Annotated in this window: 15 protein-coding genes and 1 pseudogene; 15 read left to right on the top strand and 1 reads right to left on the bottom strand. The window is 47.1% G+C overall.

The genetic code is table 11. From position 1 onward, the window contains the following. Nucleotides 1-41 precede the first annotated feature (41 nt). The 15 genes and pseudogenes from yxeI (at nucleotide 42) to AC07VD_RS04405 (ending at nucleotide 14,561) form a co-directional block, all read left to right on the top strand. Nucleotides 42-1,028, top strand: a complete 987-nt coding sequence (gene yxeI / locus AC07VD_RS04475) for a penicillin V amidase (RefSeq protein WP_217017316.1) — start codon at nucleotides 42-44, stop codon at nucleotides 1,026-1,028. After that, nucleotides 1,015-1,242: pseudogene (locus AC07VD_RS04470) on the top strand (hypothetical protein). Before yxeI ends, AC07VD_RS04470 begins: the two are co-directional and overlap by 14 nt. 185 nt (nucleotides 1,243-1,427) lie before the next feature. Beyond that, nucleotides 1,428-2,753: an LLM class flavin-dependent oxidoreductase gene (locus AC07VD_RS04465; protein ID WP_130573059.1), complete on the top strand. Its 1,326-nt coding sequence runs from the start codon at nucleotides 1,428-1,430 to the stop codon at nucleotides 2,751-2,753. 13 nt (nucleotides 2,754-2,766) lie between these two features. Beyond that, entirely contained in the window at nucleotides 2,767-3,264 is a 498-nt protein-coding gene (snaB, locus tag AC07VD_RS04460) for a sulfur-containing aminoacid acetyltransferase SnaB (protein WP_014478464.1), read from the top strand. Nucleotides 3,265-3,288: 24 nt separating this feature from the next. Beyond that, nucleotides 3,289-4,083 (top strand): amino acid ABC transporter substrate-binding protein, encoded by a 795-nt coding sequence (locus AC07VD_RS04455; RefSeq protein ID WP_494721524.1) that lies wholly within the window; start codon nucleotides 3,289-3,291, stop codon nucleotides 4,081-4,083. Between the two features lie 22 nt (nucleotides 4,084-4,105). Then, nucleotides 4,106-4,780, top strand: coding sequence for an amino acid ABC transporter permease (locus AC07VD_RS04450; protein ID WP_494721525.1), 675 nt, complete (start codon nucleotides 4,106-4,108; stop codon nucleotides 4,778-4,780). A gap of 12 nt (nucleotides 4,781-4,792) precedes the next feature. Then, nucleotides 4,793-5,542, top strand: coding sequence for an amino acid ABC transporter ATP-binding protein (locus AC07VD_RS04445; RefSeq protein ID WP_014481395.1), 750 nt, complete (start codon nucleotides 4,793-4,795; stop codon nucleotides 5,540-5,542). Between the two features lie 16 nt (nucleotides 5,543-5,558). Further along, nucleotides 5,559-6,701, top strand: a complete 1,143-nt coding sequence (gene sndB, locus AC07VD_RS04440) for an N-acetyl-sulfur-metabolite deacetylase SndB (RefSeq protein ID WP_077670866.1) — start codon at nucleotides 5,559-5,561, stop codon at nucleotides 6,699-6,701. Then, nucleotides 6,698-8,035: an MmgE/PrpD family protein gene (locus tag AC07VD_RS04435; protein WP_129092819.1), complete on the top strand. Its 1,338-nt coding sequence runs from the start codon at nucleotides 6,698-6,700 to the stop codon at nucleotides 8,033-8,035. Before sndB ends, AC07VD_RS04435 begins: the two co-directional genes overlap by 4 nt. Before the next feature lie 68 nt (nucleotides 8,036-8,103). Next, nucleotides 8,104-9,216: an ethanolamine utilization protein EutH gene (eutH, locus tag AC07VD_RS04430; RefSeq protein WP_494721526.1), complete on the top strand. Its 1,113-nt coding sequence runs from the start codon at nucleotides 8,104-8,106 to the stop codon at nucleotides 9,214-9,216. Nucleotides 9,217-9,288: 72 nt separating this feature from the next. Then, nucleotides 9,289-10,116 carry a DUF1206 domain-containing protein gene (locus AC07VD_RS04425; protein WP_128422499.1) on the top strand — a complete coding sequence of 276 codons (828 nt, stop codon included), beginning with the start codon at nucleotides 9,289-9,291 and terminating at the stop codon, nucleotides 10,114-10,116. Between the two features lie 133 nt (nucleotides 10,117-10,249). Next, nucleotides 10,250-11,191, top strand: coding sequence for a DNA-binding transcriptional repressor DeoR (deoR, locus tag AC07VD_RS04420; protein ID WP_014478458.1), 942 nt, complete (start codon nucleotides 10,250-10,252; stop codon nucleotides 11,189-11,191). A gap of 105 nt (nucleotides 11,192-11,296) precedes the next feature. Then, nucleotides 11,297-11,968, top strand: a complete 672-nt coding sequence (gene deoC, locus AC07VD_RS04415; protein WP_015385091.1) for a deoxyribose-phosphate aldolase — start codon at nucleotides 11,297-11,299, stop codon at nucleotides 11,966-11,968. 80 nt (nucleotides 11,969-12,048) lie between these two features. Continuing rightward, nucleotides 12,049-13,230 carry a nucleoside permease NupC gene (gene nupC / locus AC07VD_RS04410; RefSeq protein ID WP_348709276.1) on the top strand — a complete coding sequence of 394 codons (1,182 nt, stop codon included), beginning with the start codon at nucleotides 12,049-12,051 and terminating at the stop codon, nucleotides 13,228-13,230. 29 nt (nucleotides 13,231-13,259) lie between these two features. Further along, nucleotides 13,260-14,561 carry a pyrimidine-nucleoside phosphorylase gene (locus AC07VD_RS04405; protein WP_032722754.1) on the top strand — a complete coding sequence of 434 codons (1,302 nt, stop codon included), beginning with the start codon at nucleotides 13,260-13,262 and terminating at the stop codon, nucleotides 14,559-14,561. 42 nt (nucleotides 14,562-14,603) lie between these two features. Here the strand turns inward: AC07VD_RS04405 and AC07VD_RS04400 are convergent, their stop codons facing one another. Next, nucleotides 14,604-16,031 (bottom strand): amino acid permease, encoded by a 1,428-nt coding sequence (locus AC07VD_RS04400; protein WP_019712856.1) that lies wholly within the window; start codon nucleotides 16,029-16,031, stop codon nucleotides 14,604-14,606. Nucleotides 16,032-16,082: the final 51 nt, after the last annotated feature.

The raw sequence follows: 16,082 nt of genomic DNA, 5'->3' as shown, positions 1-16,082 counted from the left end.
TATGTATGATATTAATCTGAATTGAAAAGGGGACTGATCAAATGTGCACAAGTCTTACATTGGAAACTGCTGACCGTAAACATGTATTAGCGAGAACAATGGATTTTGCATTTCAGCTGGGGACAGAGGTGACTCTCTATCCGCGCCGTTACAGTTGGAATAGTGAAGCTGACGGAAAGGCCCATCAGACACAGTACGCATTTATCGGTATGGGAAGAAAACTTGGTAATATTTTATTTGCAGACGGCGTTAATGAAAACGGTTTATCGTGTGCTGCACTTTATTTTCCGGGCTATGCGGAGTACGAAAAAACGATACGGGAAGATACCGTTCACATTGCCCCGCATGAGTTTGTGACATGGGTGCTGTCAGTCTGTAAGTCTTTGGAAGACGTAAAAGAAAAGATTCGATCTTTAACGATTGTAGAGAAAAAATTAGATCTATTGGATACAGTTTTACCGCTTCACTGGATATTGTCAGACCGGACAGGCCGAAGCCTGACGATAGAACCGAGAGCAGACGGCCTCAAAGTCTATGATAATCAACCTGGTGTCATGACGAACAGCCCCGACTTTATATGGCATGTAACCAATCTGCAGCAATATACAGGAATCAGACCGAAGCAATTAGAGAGCAAAGAGATGGGCGGATTAGCCCTTTCTGCTTTTGGCCAAGGCTTAGGAACTGTTGGTCTGCCGGGGGATTATACACCGCCTTCCCGGTTTGTCAGAGCTGTTTATTTGAAAGAACATCTAGAGCCGGCGGCCGATGAAACGAAAGGTGTAACAGCCGTTTTTCAAATTTTGGCAAATATGACGATACCAAAGGGCGCAGTGATAACGGAAGAAGACGAAATTCATTATACGCAATATACTTCCGTGATGTGCAACGAAACTGGAAACTACTATTTCCACCACTATGACAATCGGCAAATCCAAAAAGTAAATTTATTTCATGAAGACCTTGACTGTTTGGAGCCTAAAGTGTTTTCCGCTAAAGCAGAAGAGAGTATTCATGAGCTTAATTAATTCACATCAATCAGCTGATTCCGGTTTGAATATCTGGAGTCAGCTGTTTTTTTATACAATCGTTACGGCGTCTGAATGGATAGGCGGTTTGCAAAAGCGAAGAAAAGGCAAAGGAAATGGCGAAATCTTATATGAAATTCTTGGATGAAAACTGAGTCTTTGCTTCATTAGACTCAGTTTTCTTGCCGATATAGAGGTTGCACTAGTTGAATGAATCAATGCCGTTCCATCATGGTCACGCAAGGGTCTTTTCGCTTGAATAGAAAAAATTAATCTTAACTCATTGACAAACGTCCAAGACAAAGGTACATTTTGATTTATTCATATTAAACGACTAGGAATATAGGAGTTTATTTTTCGGATTATTCAGCCTAAAAACATGATAAAAGGAGTATCGTCATGACAAGCAAAAAGAAACAAATCAAATTAGGGGTATTTTTAGCAGGTACAGGCCATCACGTCGCGTCTTGGCGGCACCCGGACGCGCCGTCAGATGCGAGCATGAATTTGGATTATTTTAAAGAGCTTGCGAAAACAGCGGAGCGAGGCAAGCTTGATATGCTGTTTTTAGCGGACAGCCTTTCGATTGACAGCAAATCACACCCAAATGTATTAACAAGGTTTGAGCCATTCACCCTGCTCTCTGCTTTGGCGCAGGTCACATCAAAAATCGGACTGACAGCAACAGCCTCCACTACATACAGCGAGCCATTCCATATTGCCAGACAGTTTGCGTCATTGGATCATTTGTCCAACGGCCGTGCCGGATGGAACGTCGTCACTTCATCTATTGAATCAACAGCGCTGAATTTCAGCGGTGAAAAGCACCTTGAACACCATTTGCGTTATCAGCGGGCAGAGGAATTTGTCGAAGTTGTAAAGGGGCTTTGGGATTCATGGGAAGAGGACGCCTTTATCCGTAATAAAGAAACGGGTGAATTCTTTGACAAAGAAAAAATGCACGAGCTGAACCACAAAGGAGAATATTTCTCGGTTCGCGGACCTCTGAACGTTTCAAGAACGCCGCAGGGCCAGCCGGTCATTATCCAGGCAGGATCATCAGGAGACGGAAAAGCGCTGGCTGCCAGAACAGCAGAAGTGATCTTCACAGCACAAAACCACCTGGAATCAGCTCAAGAATTTTATCAATCCATTAAAGAACAGGCTGCGGAATTCGGACGTGATCCAGAAAAAATTGCCATCATGCCGGGTATTTTCCCAATCATTGCCGATACAGAAGAAGCAGCGCGAGCCAAATACAAGGAGCTTCAAGATCTGATTATCCCATCTGTCGGTCTGCAAATTCTCCAAAATTACTTAGGCGGAATTGATTTGTCGGCATATCCGCTTGATGGGCCGCTGCCGAAGCTTGACGCAGAAGCTTCTAATGCGGTGAAGAGCCGCTTCAAGCTTGTTCAGGAAATGGCTGAAAGGGACAATATGACGATACGAGAGCTTTACAAATACGTTGCAGGCTCCAGAGGCCACCATATCTTCGTCGGCACGCCGGAGCAGCTCGCCGACAAGATGCAGGAATGGGTGGATAAGAAAGCGTGTGACGGGTTTAACATCATGCCTCCGCTTCTTCCAGAAGGAATTGAAGTGTTTGTTGATCAAGTAGTTCCGATTTTACAGGAGCGCGGCGTGTTCAGAAAAGAATATGAAGGCACAACATTACGAGAGCACTTCGGTTTGGAAAAGCCGGTAAACCGCTATGCAAAGTAAGGAGGAACGCTAGATGAAGCCACAATATCGCCTTGCAGTTGAACGTGATGCTGAACAGCTCCTCGCGCTGACATTGCGGGCTTATGAACCGATTCGAAAGCTTGGCATTCGTTTTGCTGCCGCTCATGCGGATTTAGATTTGGTGCTGCAAAATATTCGGAAAAACGCTTGCTACGTCATGGAAGAAGACGGGCGGATCATCGCGACCATCACCTTGAGAATGCCTTGGGGAAAACAGCCGGGACCGTATGGCGTTCCGCATATCTGGTGGTTCGCTGTGGACCCCGACACCGGTAAAAAAGGAATCGGAACAAAGCTGCTTCAATGGCTGGAGGAAACAATCCTTCGCGATACGTTAAAGGTTCCGTTTGTCTCACTCGGAACAGCGGATAAGCATCCGTGGCTGATTGAGATGTACGAACGAAAAGGGTATGTCCGCTCAGGTGAACAAGACCTTGGAAAAGGGCATATCACAGTCTATATGAAAAAACAATTGCGACATGATCTATAAAAAAAGAAAAGGCGGGAAAATCAAATGAAAATGAAAAAATGGACTGTGCTGGTCGTTGCTGCATTATTAGCGGTACTCTCAGCTTGCGGCAATGGAAACAGCAGCAGTAAAGAGGATGACAATGTGCTTCATGTCGGTGCGACAGGACAAAGTTACCCATTTGCTTATAAAGAAAACGGAAAGCTGACAGGTTTTGACGTGGAAGTGATGGAAGCGGTCGCTAAGAAAATTGACATGAAACTGGACTGGAAGCTGCTTGAATTCAGCGGGCTGATGGGGGAGCTTCAAACAGGCAAGCTTGATACCATTTCCAACCAGGTAGCTGTGACAGACGAACGTAAGGAAACGTATAACTTTACGAAACCATACGCTTATGCCGGAACACAGATTGTCGTCAAAAAAGACAATACTGATATCAAATCAGTAGACGATTTAAAAGGCAAGACAGTCGCAGCCGTTCTCGGTTCAAACCACGCGAAAAACCTTGAAAGCAAAGATCCTGATAAAAAAATCAATATCAAAACGTACGAAACACAAGAGGGTACGCTGAAGGATGTTGCGTACGGCCGTGTAGACGCTTATGTCAACAGCCGAACTGTATTGATCGCGCAAATCAAGAAGACCGGTTTGCCATTAAAGCTTGCGGGAGATCCGATTGTTTACGAACAGGTTGCATTCCCATTTGCCAAGGGCGATGCGCACGACAAGCTCCGCAAAAAAGTCAATAAGGCGCTAGATGAATTGCGTAAAGACGGAACACTGAAAAAACTCTCTGAAAAATACTTTAATGAAGATATCACAGTAGAACAGAAGCATTAAGAAACGGCGGTGACTCACCAGAATGAACACGATTGATTGGGAATTCATGATATCAGCGTTCCCGACTTTAATTCAGGCCCTTCCGATCACGTTGTTTATGGCCATAGCGGCTATGATTTTTGCCATTATCGGAGGACTTATTCTCGCACTCATTACAAAGAACAAAATTCCAGTGCTTCATCAGCTGTCAAAGCTGTATATATCCTTTTTCCGAGGCGTGCCGACACTGGTGCAGCTGTTCTTAATCTATTACGGGCTGCCGCAGCTGTTTCCAGAGATGAGCAAAATGACAGCTCTCACAGCTGCCATCATCGGGTTAAGCTTAAAAAATGCAGCATATTTGGCAGAAATCTTCCGGGCCGCCCTCAATTCTGTTGATGACGGGCAGCTGGAGGCGTGCCTGTCTGTCGGTATGACAAAATTTCAGGCATACAGACGGATTATTTTGCCGCAAGCGATCCGAAATGCGATTCCGGCAACGGGCAATACATTTATCGGGCTCCTGAAAGAAACGTCACTGGCCTTTACATTAGGGGTCATGGAGATGTTCGCCCAAGGGAAGATGTACGCTTCAGGAAACCTCAAATATTTTGAGACGTACTTGGCGATTGCGATCGTCTATTGGATTCTTACCATGATCTACAGCATTTTGCAGGACTTGTTTGAACGTGCCATGAGCAAGCCATACCGGACTTAGAGGTGAAATCAGTTGATAACAGTAAAAAATATTCGCAAAGCGTTTAAAGATCTCGTCGTGCTCGACGGAATCGATCTAGAAGTGAAACGCGGAGAAGTGGTGGCAATCATCGGTCCGTCCGGTTCCGGAAAATCAACGCTTCTCCGGTGCTTAAATCTATTAGAGCGTCCGGATCAAGGACTTATTGAAATCGGAGAAGCCAAACTGAATGCGGAAAAGTTTACACGCAAGGAAGCATATCGGCTTCGTCAGCAAACGGCCATGGTCTTTCAAAACTACAATCTGTTTAAAAATAAAACGGCTCTGCAAAACATTACAGAAGCTTTAATTGTGGCTCAACATAAACCACGCGACGAAGCGAAACGTATTGGAATGGAGATTCTGAAACAAGTCGGTCTGGAGCATAAGGCTGACAGCTATCCGATCACAATGTCCGGCGGCCAGCAGCAGCGAATCGGCATCGCCCGGGCGCTTGCGGTCAATCCGCATGCGATTTTGCTGGATGAACCAACTTCAGCGCTTGACCCTGAGCTCGTCACAGGGGTGCTTCAGGTCATCAAATCCATTGCGGAAAAGCAAACAACGATGATCATTGTTACACACGAAATGGCGTTTGCAAAAGAGGTCGCTGATAAAGTGATTTTTATGGCAGACGGCCATATTATCGAGCAGGGAACGCCAAAAGAACTGTTTGACCATCCGAAAAACGAACGGACGAAACGATTTATCAAGCAGGTGGGAGAGCCTGCAGAGCTTATATAAGAAGGGGAGAAGAACAATGGCCGACAAAGCGTTTCATACCCGTTTAATCAATATGCGGCGTGATCTTCATGAACATCCTGAGCTGTCATTTCAAGAGGTTGAAACGACGAAAAAAATCCGCCGCTGGCTTGAGGAGGAGCAAATCGAAATACTTGATGTTCCTCAATTGGAGACTGGCGTGATTGCAGAAATCAAAGGACGGGAAGACGGCCCCGTGATAGCAATACGAGCGGATATTGACGCGCTCCCGATCCAAGAACAGACGAATCTCCCGTTTGCATCTAAGGTTGATGGCACAATGCATGCGTGCGGACACGATTTTCATACTGCTTCTATTATTGGCACAGCGATGTTGCTGAATCAAAGAAGGGCCGAGCTGAAAGGTACAGTCCGCTTTATCTTTCAGCCGGCAGAAGAAATCGCCGCAGGAGCAAGAAAGGTCATAGAAGCTGGCGTACTTGATGGCGTTTCCGCGATTTTCGGCATGCACAATAAGCCGGATCTGCCTGTCGGGACCATTGGTGTAAAGGAAGGTCCGCTTATGGCAAGTGTTGACCGGTTTGAGATCGTCATCAAAGGGAAAGGCGGACACGCCGGCATCCCGAATAACAGTATTGATCCAATCGCTGCAGCCGGACAAATCATCAGCGGGCTGCAATCTGTGGTCAGCCGCAATATCAGCTCACTGCAAAACGCAGTCGTCAGTATCACAAGAGTACAGGCGGGCACGTCGTGGAACGTGATTCCAGACCAAGCTGAAATGGAGGGGACGGTTCGAACCTTTCAAAAAGAAGCGAGGCAGGCTGTTCCGGAGCATATGAGACGAGTGGCTGAAGGAATTGCAGCGGGCTATGGGGCACAAGCAGAATTCAAGTGGTTTCCTTATTTGCCTTCCGTTCAGAATGACGGCACATTTTTGAATGCGGCATCCGAAGCTGCGGCACGGCTTGGCTATCAAACCGTTCACGCTGAGCAGTCTCCGGGCGGAGAAGACTTCGCTCTGTATCAAGAGAAGATTCCGGGATTTTTTGTCTGGATGGGAACGAACGGGACGGAGGAGTGGCATCATCCGGCCTTTACACTGGATGAAGAAGCCCTTACGGTTGCCTCTCAATACTTTGCGGAGCTGGCGGTTATTGTATTGGAGACCATCAAATGAGCAAACAAGGGCTGACAGCAGGTCTTGCAGAGGCTGTGAGAACGTCACAACCTGAGCATTCAGTTGACGCGATTCACGAAGCAAAAAAGGGATTACTTGATTTTACTGCCGCTTCATTCGCAGGAAGAGAAGATAAAGGAATTCAAAAGCTCCTCCGTCTGATAGAGGATGAAGGAGGCCGGCCCCTTGTTCCTGTTATCGGACAGGGCAAAAAGGCCGCGCCATTACAATCCGCGATGCTCAATGGATTTATCGCCCATGCATTGGATTTTGATGATGTCCACTCCGATGTAAGAGGACACCCCAGTGCAGTCATCGTGCCTTCTCTTATTGCTTCTGCCGCTCGCGGACATGACGAGCGGCTTCTTGGCGCTTATGTTGTTGGTGTGGAAGTGATGGCACGGCTGGGAGAATCAATTGGCAGCCGCCACTATGAAAAGGGCTGGCATAATACAGGAACGCTTGGTGCTATCGCTGCTGCCTGCGCCGTAGGTTATGCTGAGGAGCTGACTCAGGAAGAGCTGGAAAAAGCAATTGGTTTTGCGGCTACGCAATCTGCTGGGATGAGGGTGCAATTTGGAACAGAAATGAAACCGCTGCACGCCGGTTTGGCGGCTCAGGCTGGCTTGCTGGCCGTTAAGCTGGCCCAATCAGAATTTGGCGGGTCCCGCACGGCACTTGAAGGAGAAACTGGTTTCTTCAGTCTGTACGGTGACGTTGAAAAAGCACAACATACTTTGCTAAACGATTGGGGGGCACCGTGGAGAATTGTGCAGCCGGGTCTATGGTTTAAAATCTATCCATTTTGTTCCGCGGCACACCATGCTGCAGATGCGGTACGACAGCTTATCTCCGAAGAAACCATTTCTGCTGCCAATACCGAACGTATTGAAGTGATTTTTCCGCCAGGCGGAGATGCTGCATTGACGGAAAGATCTCCGAAAACTGGAGAGGAAGGCCGTTTCAGCGTTGAATATGTGATTGCTCTTGCTTTGCACGGACACGACCTGACCGTTGAACATTTCAACAGCCAGCCGATCCCAAACGGAATTCAAACGACAATAGGGCATATTCAGCGCGTATATGACAATGCTACTCAGCCGGCTCCCCATGCCGTTCCAAAAGGCCGTTTCACGATTGTCCGGGCCTATTTATCAGACGGCCGGATTTGCGAAGCGCGTGTGGACTGCCCAAAAGGGGCGCCAGGAAATGAGCTGTCTGAAGAAGACATAATAGAAAAATTGACATTAACGGTCCCGCAAGAAAAAGCGCGGAGCATCATAACAGCCGTTGAAAAAGCCGATATAAAAGAATTTTTAGCTCATATTGAATAAGATCAACTCTATTCGGTGATTTCAGATGATATGATAAAACCAATCATACGTTTGAAAAAGGAGAAACTATGACGGTGAATGACGCGGTTGTATTCATTTTGGCTGCCTTTTTACTATGGGGAGCGGCGGATTATTGTTTGGGAAACAGATGGGGGCTAGGCGAGCGGTTTGCGGACGGCTTTAAGGCTATGGGGCCGCTGGCGCTGTCCATGATCGGAATTGTGTCGCTGGCGCCCGTGCTGGCAGCAATCCTGATTCCCATTGTTGCTCCGTTTTATACAGCGATTGGCGCGGACCCTTCTTCCTTTGCGAACACCATTTTGGCGATTGATATGGGAGGATATGCGCTGGCTGGAGAAATGGCGAAAGATCCGCAGGCCGGGCTGTTTTCATGGGTGTTTTTAGGAACAATGATGGGACCGGCAATCGTCTTCACGATTCCCGTCGCTCTTGGCATCATCGAAAAAGAGGATCATCCGTATTTTGCGAAAGGCATATTAATCGGGCTGTGCACAGTGCCGATCGGTTGCTTAATCGGCGGATTATGCGCAGGCTTTGACATCGGCATGATAGGTAAAAACCTTCTGATCCCGAGTCTGTTATCTGCTGTGATCACTTTTGGGTTATGGCGATACACCGACAGTATGATTCAGTTGTTTCATCTCTTCGGGAAAGCGGTCAGTGTGGTTGCGATTATCGGGCTTGCAGCTGTTTCTGTTGAAACGATGACCGGCATTATGCTGATTCCGGGAATGGAGAATGTCGAGACAGGGATACAAACGACAGGGACCATCGCCATTGCCCTGGCAGGGGCGTTTCCAATGACGGCTTTTATTACAAAAACCTTTAAAAAACCGCTTCAGGCCCTGGGGAAACATCTTCATTTAGATGAGACAGCAACAGCAGGCTTGGTGACCTCTTTGGCGCACCATATCCCAATGCTGGCTTCATTAAAGGATATGACGCCGAGAGGAAAGGTCATCAATGTCGCGTTTGCGGTCAGCGGCGCTTTTGTACTCGGCAGCCACCTCGGTTTTGTGGCTGGAATGAAAAAAGAAATGGCGGCGGCCATGATCATTGGGAAATTAGCAGGCGGAGTCACAGCTGCCGCAGCGGCTGCTTGGATGACACCTGCACAATCAGCTAATCAGCAAAAACGTATCTCAGCCGGCCATAGCTGAGGCAGAAGCTGTTTCAACTTTGTCCAATCGGGAATGTTACAGTAAAGATTTCTGTGAAAGAGGGTTGGACACATGGCGGTGAAAGACCGGTACATGTCAAAAATAAAACAGGAAACCAAGCCTTGGATCAAACGATTCGGGAGGCTTGGTTATTTTGCATTCGGCGGCGTTTTTATTCTGCTTGGGGTTTTGGCCTTTATGACGGCTGCCGGGGCAGGCCGCGCGAAAGATTCGAGCGGAGCGCTCCAAACGCTATCACGCATGCCGTATGGGTCACTATTGCTTTTTTTAATAGGTATTGGCCTTATCGGCTATGTGATCTGGATGGTGTTAAGCGCGATCAAGGACACGGAGGGGCACGGAAATAGCAGGCGAGGCCTGTCACGGAGAATAGGAAACTTTTTCAGTGCCGCCGTTTACACATCCATCGCTTGGAATGCCTTGCGATTTGTGTTTGACCAAGGGGACGGCGGCACTTCAGAACAGACGTGGTCCGCTTATGTATTGGCGCAGCCATTCGGCCAATGGCTCACAGGGCTTACGGGTGCGGGTTTTATCGTATTTGCGATTGTTCAATTTATGAAAGGTGTTCGGGCTGCTTTTATGAAAGAATTTGATACGTCTAAAATGAACAAACAAATGATATGCATCACGAAAAACACCGGACGCGCAGGCAATATCGCCCGGGCCATTATTTTCTCTGCTATCGGCTATTTTCTCATCAAGACAGCCATGACCGCTGATCCCGACGACACAAGAGGCTTTGACGGTGCGCTCGCCGAACTCGCGCAGCAGCCGCATGGCAAATTGATTCTGTCTATATTGGCATTAGGCCTGATCCTATATGGAATGTACGCCATTATGAAAGGCATTTATCAGCATATGACCTGGGAGAAGTAAGCTCTGGGCAGGTCCGCGCCCAGAGCGTTTTTCAGTTTCTTAGAAATCAGGTGGATGAAAGCCGGCGCCAGCCTGTATAATAAAAGCAAATCAAAAGCAGTTTTATCAGGACTGATCCACAGGGAGGTGCAGAATGGATCGGGAAAAACAACAATTAAGCATAGAAGCGGCAAGGCTTTACTATCAGTCTGACTACAGTCAGCAGCAAATTGCTGAGCAGCTCAACATTTCAAGGCCAACCGTTTCCCGGCTGCTGCAATATGCAAAGGAAAAAGGGTATGTCCAGATTCGCGTCATGGACCCTTTTGAGGATTTGGATGCGCTCGGTTCCATACTTGAAGAGAAATACGGGCTCCTTGAGGCGCATGTTGTGTTTTCCCCGACACCCGATTATGCAGGAATTACACATGACCTAAGCCGCTATGGTGCAGAATATATGCATGAAACGGTAAAAGACGGCGACATTGTCGGCGTCAGCTGGGGAACCACCATGTATCAAATCGCGCAAAACATGCAGCCGAAGCAAGTAAAAGGCGTCGAGGTCGTCCAGCTGAAAGGCGGCATCAGCCATTCCCGGGTAAACACGTATTCGGCTGAAACGATTCAGCTGTTTGCGGAGGCTTTTCAAACGATGCCTCGCTATCTCCCGCTTCCCGTCGTGTTTGATAATGCGGATGTGAAGCGAATGGTGGAGAAAGACCGTCATATTGAGCGGATTATTGAGATGGGCAAGCAGGCGAATATCGCTCTCTTTACGGTCGGGACTGTCCGTGATGAAGCGCTGTTGTTTCGGCTCGGATATTTTAACGAAGAAGAGAAAGCCCTGCTGAAAAAACAGGCCGTCGGGGATATTTGTTCACGCTTTTTTGATGCGAAAGGGAATATTTGCAGCAGTGCCATCAATGACCGGACCATCGGTGTTGAGCTTGAAGACCTCAGGCTGAAGGAACGCTCCATTTTAGTTGCCGGCGGAAGCAGAAAAGTATCTTCCATTCACGGAGCATTAACCGGAAAATATGCCAACGTTTTAATCATTGACCAGCATACCGCGAGGGCGCTTGTTAATGATTTGTGACACGTTCAAACCTTTCGTTGAACAAAATTTCAATTACCAATTTACATATGTTCAAAAGTCGGTTATGCTAAAAAATATCTTAACAAAAAAGGAAGTGTGCGAAGGATGTCATTAGCCAACATAATTGATCATACAGCTTTGAAACCGCATACACAAAAAGCGGAAATTCTAAAACTAATTGAAGAAGCGAAAACATACAAATTTGCTTCAGTATGTGTCAATCCGACATGGGTGGAGCTTGCTGCAAAAGAGCTTAAGGGAACTGGAGTCGACGTTTGTACGGTCATCGGCTTCCCGCTCGGTGCCAATACAACTGAAACAAAAGCGTTCGAAACAAAAGACGCCATTTCAAAAGGCGCCACTGAAGTGGATATGGTCATTAATATTGCCGCTTTAAAAGACAAGGAAGACGATGTGGTGGAAGCTGATATCCGCGGTGTAGTGGAAGCTGCAGCCGGAAAAGCGCTTGTCAAAGTCATTATCGAAACGTGCCTTCTGACTGATGAAGAAAAAGAACGTGCATGCCGTTTAGCGGTGTCTGCGGGAGCCGATTTCGTAAAAACATCAACAGGCTTTTCTACAGGCGGCGCAACGAAGGAAGATATCGCCTTAATGCGCAAAACAGTAGGACCTGATATCGGCGTGAAAGCATCTGGCGGCGTCAGAACGAAAGAAGATGTAGACACAATGGTAGAGGCCGGAGCAAGCCGAATTGGCGCCAGCGCAGGCGTTTCTATCGTAAAAGGAGAAAATGCATCAGGCGGAGACAACTATTAAGAGCTGACGGAAGGCAGACTGCTTTCCGTTTTCTGAGGAAACAGTGATTGTAAGCGAATACAAATAAAGGAGAAACACATATGAAGTATTTGATTGGGATTATCGGTTTAATCGTGTTTTTAGGCCTCGCGTGGATCGCGAGCAGCGGCAAAAAAAGAATTAAGATCCGCCCAATTGTTGTTATGCTCATTTTGCAATTTATTCTTGGCTACATTCTCCTCAATACCGGGATAGGGAATTTCCTCGTGGGAGGATTTGCAAAAGGATTCGGTTATCTGCTTGAATACGCGGCTGAGGGAATTAACTTTGTGTTTGGCGGCTTGGTGAATGCGGACCAAACGACATTCTTTATGAATGTTCTCTTGCCAATCGTGTTTATTTCCGCTCTGATCGGGATTCTGCAAAAGTGGAAAGTCCTCCCGTTTATCATTAGATATATCGGCCTTGCCCTCAGCAAGGTAAACGGTATGGGAAGATTGGAATCGTATAACGCAGTGGCTTCTGCGATTTTAGGGCAGTCAGAAGTATTTATCTCCTTGAAGAAAGAACTCGGTCTTTTAAATCAGCAGCGCTTGTACACGCTTTGTGCATCTGCGATGTCAACTGTATCAATGTCGATTGTCGGCGCGTATATGACAATGCTGAAACCGGAATATGTTGTAACAGCGCTTGTTTTGAACTTATTTGGCGGTTTCATAATTGCTTCTATTATTAATCCGTACGAGGTTGCAAAAGAAGAGGATATGCTTCGTGTTGAGGAAGAGGAAAAACAATCCTTCTTCGAAGTGCTCGGAGAATACATTCTTGACGGTTTCAAAGTAGCGGTTGTCGTCGCTGCGATGCTGATTGGATTTGTCGCGATTATTGCCTTGATCAATGGCATTTTTAATGCAGTATTCGGTGTTTCGTTCCAAGGCATTCTTGGATATGTGTTTGCTCCATTCGCTTTTCTTGTGGGTATCCCATGGAATGAAGCTGTTAATGCGGGAAGCATTATGGCAACAAAAATGGTATCGAATGAATTTGTCGCCATGACGTCGCTTACGCAAAACGGTTTCCATTTCAGCGGCCGTACAACAGCGATCGTATCGGTATTCCTTGTGTCCTTTGCGAACTTCTCCTCAATCGGAATCATTGCCGGTGCCGTAAAAGGACTGAATGAAAAGCAAGGAAATGTCGTCGCTCGTTTCGGCTTGAAATTATTATACGGTGCTACGCTTGTCAGCTTTTTATCAGCAGCAATTGTGGGCTTGATTTACTGAACTTAATCGAAAAGGATCGGTGACCAAACATGAGAATGGTAGATATCATCATCAAAAAACAAAACGGAAAAGAACTCACCACTGAAGAAATTCAATTTTTCGTGAACGGCTATACAGACGGAAGCATTCCTGATTATCAGGCAAGCGCGCTTGCTATGGCGATTTTCTTCCAGGATATGAGTGACCGTGAACGCGCGGACTTGACGATGGCTATGGTGAACTCCGGTGAAACGATTGATCTTTCTGCCATTGAAGGAATTAAAGTGGATAAACACTCCACCGGCGGCGTCGGCGACACGACAACACTCGTTCTCGCTCCGCTTGTTGCGGCTCTTGACGTGCCGGTTGCCAAAATGTCCGGCCGCGGCCTCGGCCATACGGGCGGCACGATTGATAAGTTAGAGGCAATCGACGGCTTCCACGTGGAACTGACGAAGGATGAATTTATTAAACTTGTGAACCGCGACAAGGTTGCGGTCATCGGCCAAAGCGGCAATTTAACGCCGGCTGATAAAAAACTGTACGCGCTTCGTGATGTAACGGGAACGGTCAATTCCATTCCGCTCATTGCAAGCTCGATTATGAGCAAAAAAATCGCTGCCGGGGCGGACGCCATCGTGCTTGACGTAAAAACGGGAGCGGGCGCCTTCATGAAAACAGAAGAAGACGCAGCTGAACTTGCCAAAGCGATGGTACGCATCGGAAATAACGTCGGCCGTCAAACAATGGCTGTCATTTCAGACATGTCCCAGCCACTCGGCTTTGCGATCGGAAATGCGCTTGAAGTCAAAGAAGCGATCGACACGCTCAAAGGCGAGGGACCCGAGGATCTTCATGAGCTTGTCTTAACGCTCGGCAGCCAGATGGTTGTGCTTGCGAAAAAAGCCGATACATTGGACGAAGCGAGAGCGAAGCTGGAAGAAGTCATGAAAAACGGCAAAGCACTTGAGAAATTCAAGGATTTCCTGAAAAACCAAGGCGGCGACAGCTCAATTGTTGACGATCCGTCTAAGCTTCCGCAAGCCGCATATCAAATTGATGTGCCTGCCAAAGAAGCGGGTGTCGTCTCTGAAATCGTTGCGGACGAAATCGGCGTCGCGGCGATGCTGTTAGGTGCCGGTCGCGCCACAAAAGAAGATGAGATCGATTTAGCCGTCGGCATCATGCTCCGCAAGAAGGTCGGCGACAAAGTAGAAAAAGACGAACCGCTCGTGACGCTTTACGCCAACCGCGAAAACGTTGATGAAGTCATCGCAAAAGTCTATGACAACATCCGCATCGCCGCGGAAGCGAAGGCGCCGAAGCTGATTCATACGTTGATTACTGAATAAAAATAAAGCACATCCCATCCTGAGCGGGGTGTGCTTTTTTGATTACAGGATGTGATCAGCCTGATATTCCTCTTGGCTGATTTTTTTCGCTTTTGTAACATTTCTTTTGAAATGGTAGATCAGATAGCAAAGGATGATACAAGGAACTCCGCAGAAAAGTGCGATTCTTTGATTGGGATCAAAAGCAAGACCGATACAAGAAGCAGAACATAATAAGAGAGCGGCTATAGGCATAAGAGGATAAAGCGGCGTGCGAAATGTCAGATCTTTTACATTCCCCCCTTTTTTCAAAAATCTCTTTCGAAACAAGAGTTGGGACAAGGCAATGCTCATCCAGACCACGACTCCTGCAAATCCAGCAATTGCTACCATCACCACATAGACAGTTCCAGGGGCCACGATACTGGAAACGAGAGATAAACAAGATACAGCCATACTGATCATTAAGGCATTTAAAGGAATGCCTTTAGATGTCACTTTCTTAAAACGGGAGCTGATCATGTTTTCATTTGCTAACGACCACATCATACGGGTCGAAGCATATAAGCCTGAGTTGGCGACAGACAGCAAGGCTGTTAATATCACGAAATTCATAATATCAGCAGCGTAAGGGATTCCGATCTCCGCAAATACGGCTACAAACGGGCTTTCAATCACGCCTGCGTCCTTCCATGAAATCAACCCGGATAATATGAAGACAGCGCCAATGAAAAAAATCACGGTTCTCCATGCGACATTACGGATGGATCGCGGTATATCCTTTTGAGGATTTGCTGATTCTCCTGCTGTAACGCCGATTAACTCTGTACCAGAAAAGGCAAAGCTCACAGATATCATCGCGATAAAAACGGCGAGAAAGCCATTCGGAAACAGCCCGCCATGGTCCGTGAAGTTTGACAACATAGGAGCATCCGCCGTTCCGTTTAAAGAGATCAGGCCAAACATGGCGGCTCCTCCTAAAATGATAAATAAAATAATGGTGACAATCTTTACGCTGGAAAACCAAAATTCAGTTTCCGCAAATAACTTAACTGAAAATGCGTTGCATATAAAAAGAAGGGCTGCAAAAATCGCACTCCACATCCATACACTGCTGTCAGGGAACCAGCGCTGCATGAGAATACCGGATGCGGTAAACTCAGAGCCTACCGTCACCACCCAATTGATCCAGTACATGATGCCGACCATAAAACCGGTAGATGGACCGATAAATGTTGTAGCATATTTTTGAAAAGAGCCGGTCACCGGCATGGCAACCGACAATTCGCCGAGACATTGCATGACGAGGTACATCATCAACCCGCCGATTACATAAGCGAGTATCGTACCGCCGGGTCCGGCTTGATGTAGCGTATAGCCCGTACTGAGGAAAAGTCCTGTGCCTATGACGCCTCCCAATGAGATCATAAATAGGTGCCTGCTTTTCATTGTGCGTTTTAGCTGTTGGCTGCTGTTCTCCTGAAGATTCACTGTCTCGCCCTCCTTTTAGCTGCCATTCATTAGGCAGATGAGTTTCCTATA

The sequence above is a fragment of the Bacillus sp. GW821-FHT01G09 genome, assembly GCF_059422205.1.
Note: the sequence above shows the minus strand (reverse complement) of the source record. Positions and strands in the feature narration are given on the sequence as shown.

Excerpts from the sequence above, each read along its gene's own strand:
- AC07VD_RS04465 (WP_130573059.1), top strand. The coding sequence starts at position 1,428 with ATGACAAGCAAAAAGAAACAAATCAAATTAGGGGTATTTTTAGCAGGT.
- eutH (WP_494721526.1), top strand. The coding sequence starts at position 8,104 with ATGACGGTGAATGACGCGGTTGTATTCATTTTGGCTGCCTTTTTACTA.
- AC07VD_RS04435 (WP_129092819.1), top strand. The coding sequence starts at position 6,698 with ATGAGCAAACAAGGGCTGACAGCAGGTCTTGCAGAGGCTGTGAGAACG.
- yxeI (WP_217017316.1), top strand. The coding sequence starts at position 42 with ATGTGCACAAGTCTTACATTGGAAACTGCTGACCGTAAACATGTATTA.
- snaB (WP_014478464.1), top strand. The coding sequence starts at position 2,767 with ATGAAGCCACAATATCGCCTTGCAGTTGAACGTGATGCTGAACAGCTC.
- nupC (WP_348709276.1), top strand. The coding sequence starts at position 12,049 with ATGAAGTATTTGATTGGGATTATCGGTTTAATCGTGTTTTTAGGCCTC.
- AC07VD_RS04450 (WP_494721525.1), top strand. The coding sequence starts at position 4,106 with ATGAACACGATTGATTGGGAATTCATGATATCAGCGTTCCCGACTTTA.
- AC07VD_RS04455 (WP_494721524.1), top strand. The coding sequence starts at position 3,289 with ATGAAAATGAAAAAATGGACTGTGCTGGTCGTTGCTGCATTATTAGCG.
- deoR (WP_014478458.1), top strand. The coding sequence starts at position 10,250 with ATGGATCGGGAAAAACAACAATTAAGCATAGAAGCGGCAAGGCTTTAC.
- AC07VD_RS04405 (WP_032722754.1), top strand. The coding sequence starts at position 13,260 with ATGAGAATGGTAGATATCATCATCAAAAAACAAAACGGAAAAGAACTC.
- AC07VD_RS04425 (WP_128422499.1), top strand. The coding sequence starts at position 9,289 with ATGGCGGTGAAAGACCGGTACATGTCAAAAATAAAACAGGAAACCAAG.
- deoC (WP_015385091.1), top strand. The coding sequence starts at position 11,297 with ATGTCATTAGCCAACATAATTGATCATACAGCTTTGAAACCGCATACA.
- sndB (WP_077670866.1), top strand. The coding sequence starts at position 5,559 with ATGGCCGACAAAGCGTTTCATACCCGTTTAATCAATATGCGGCGTGAT.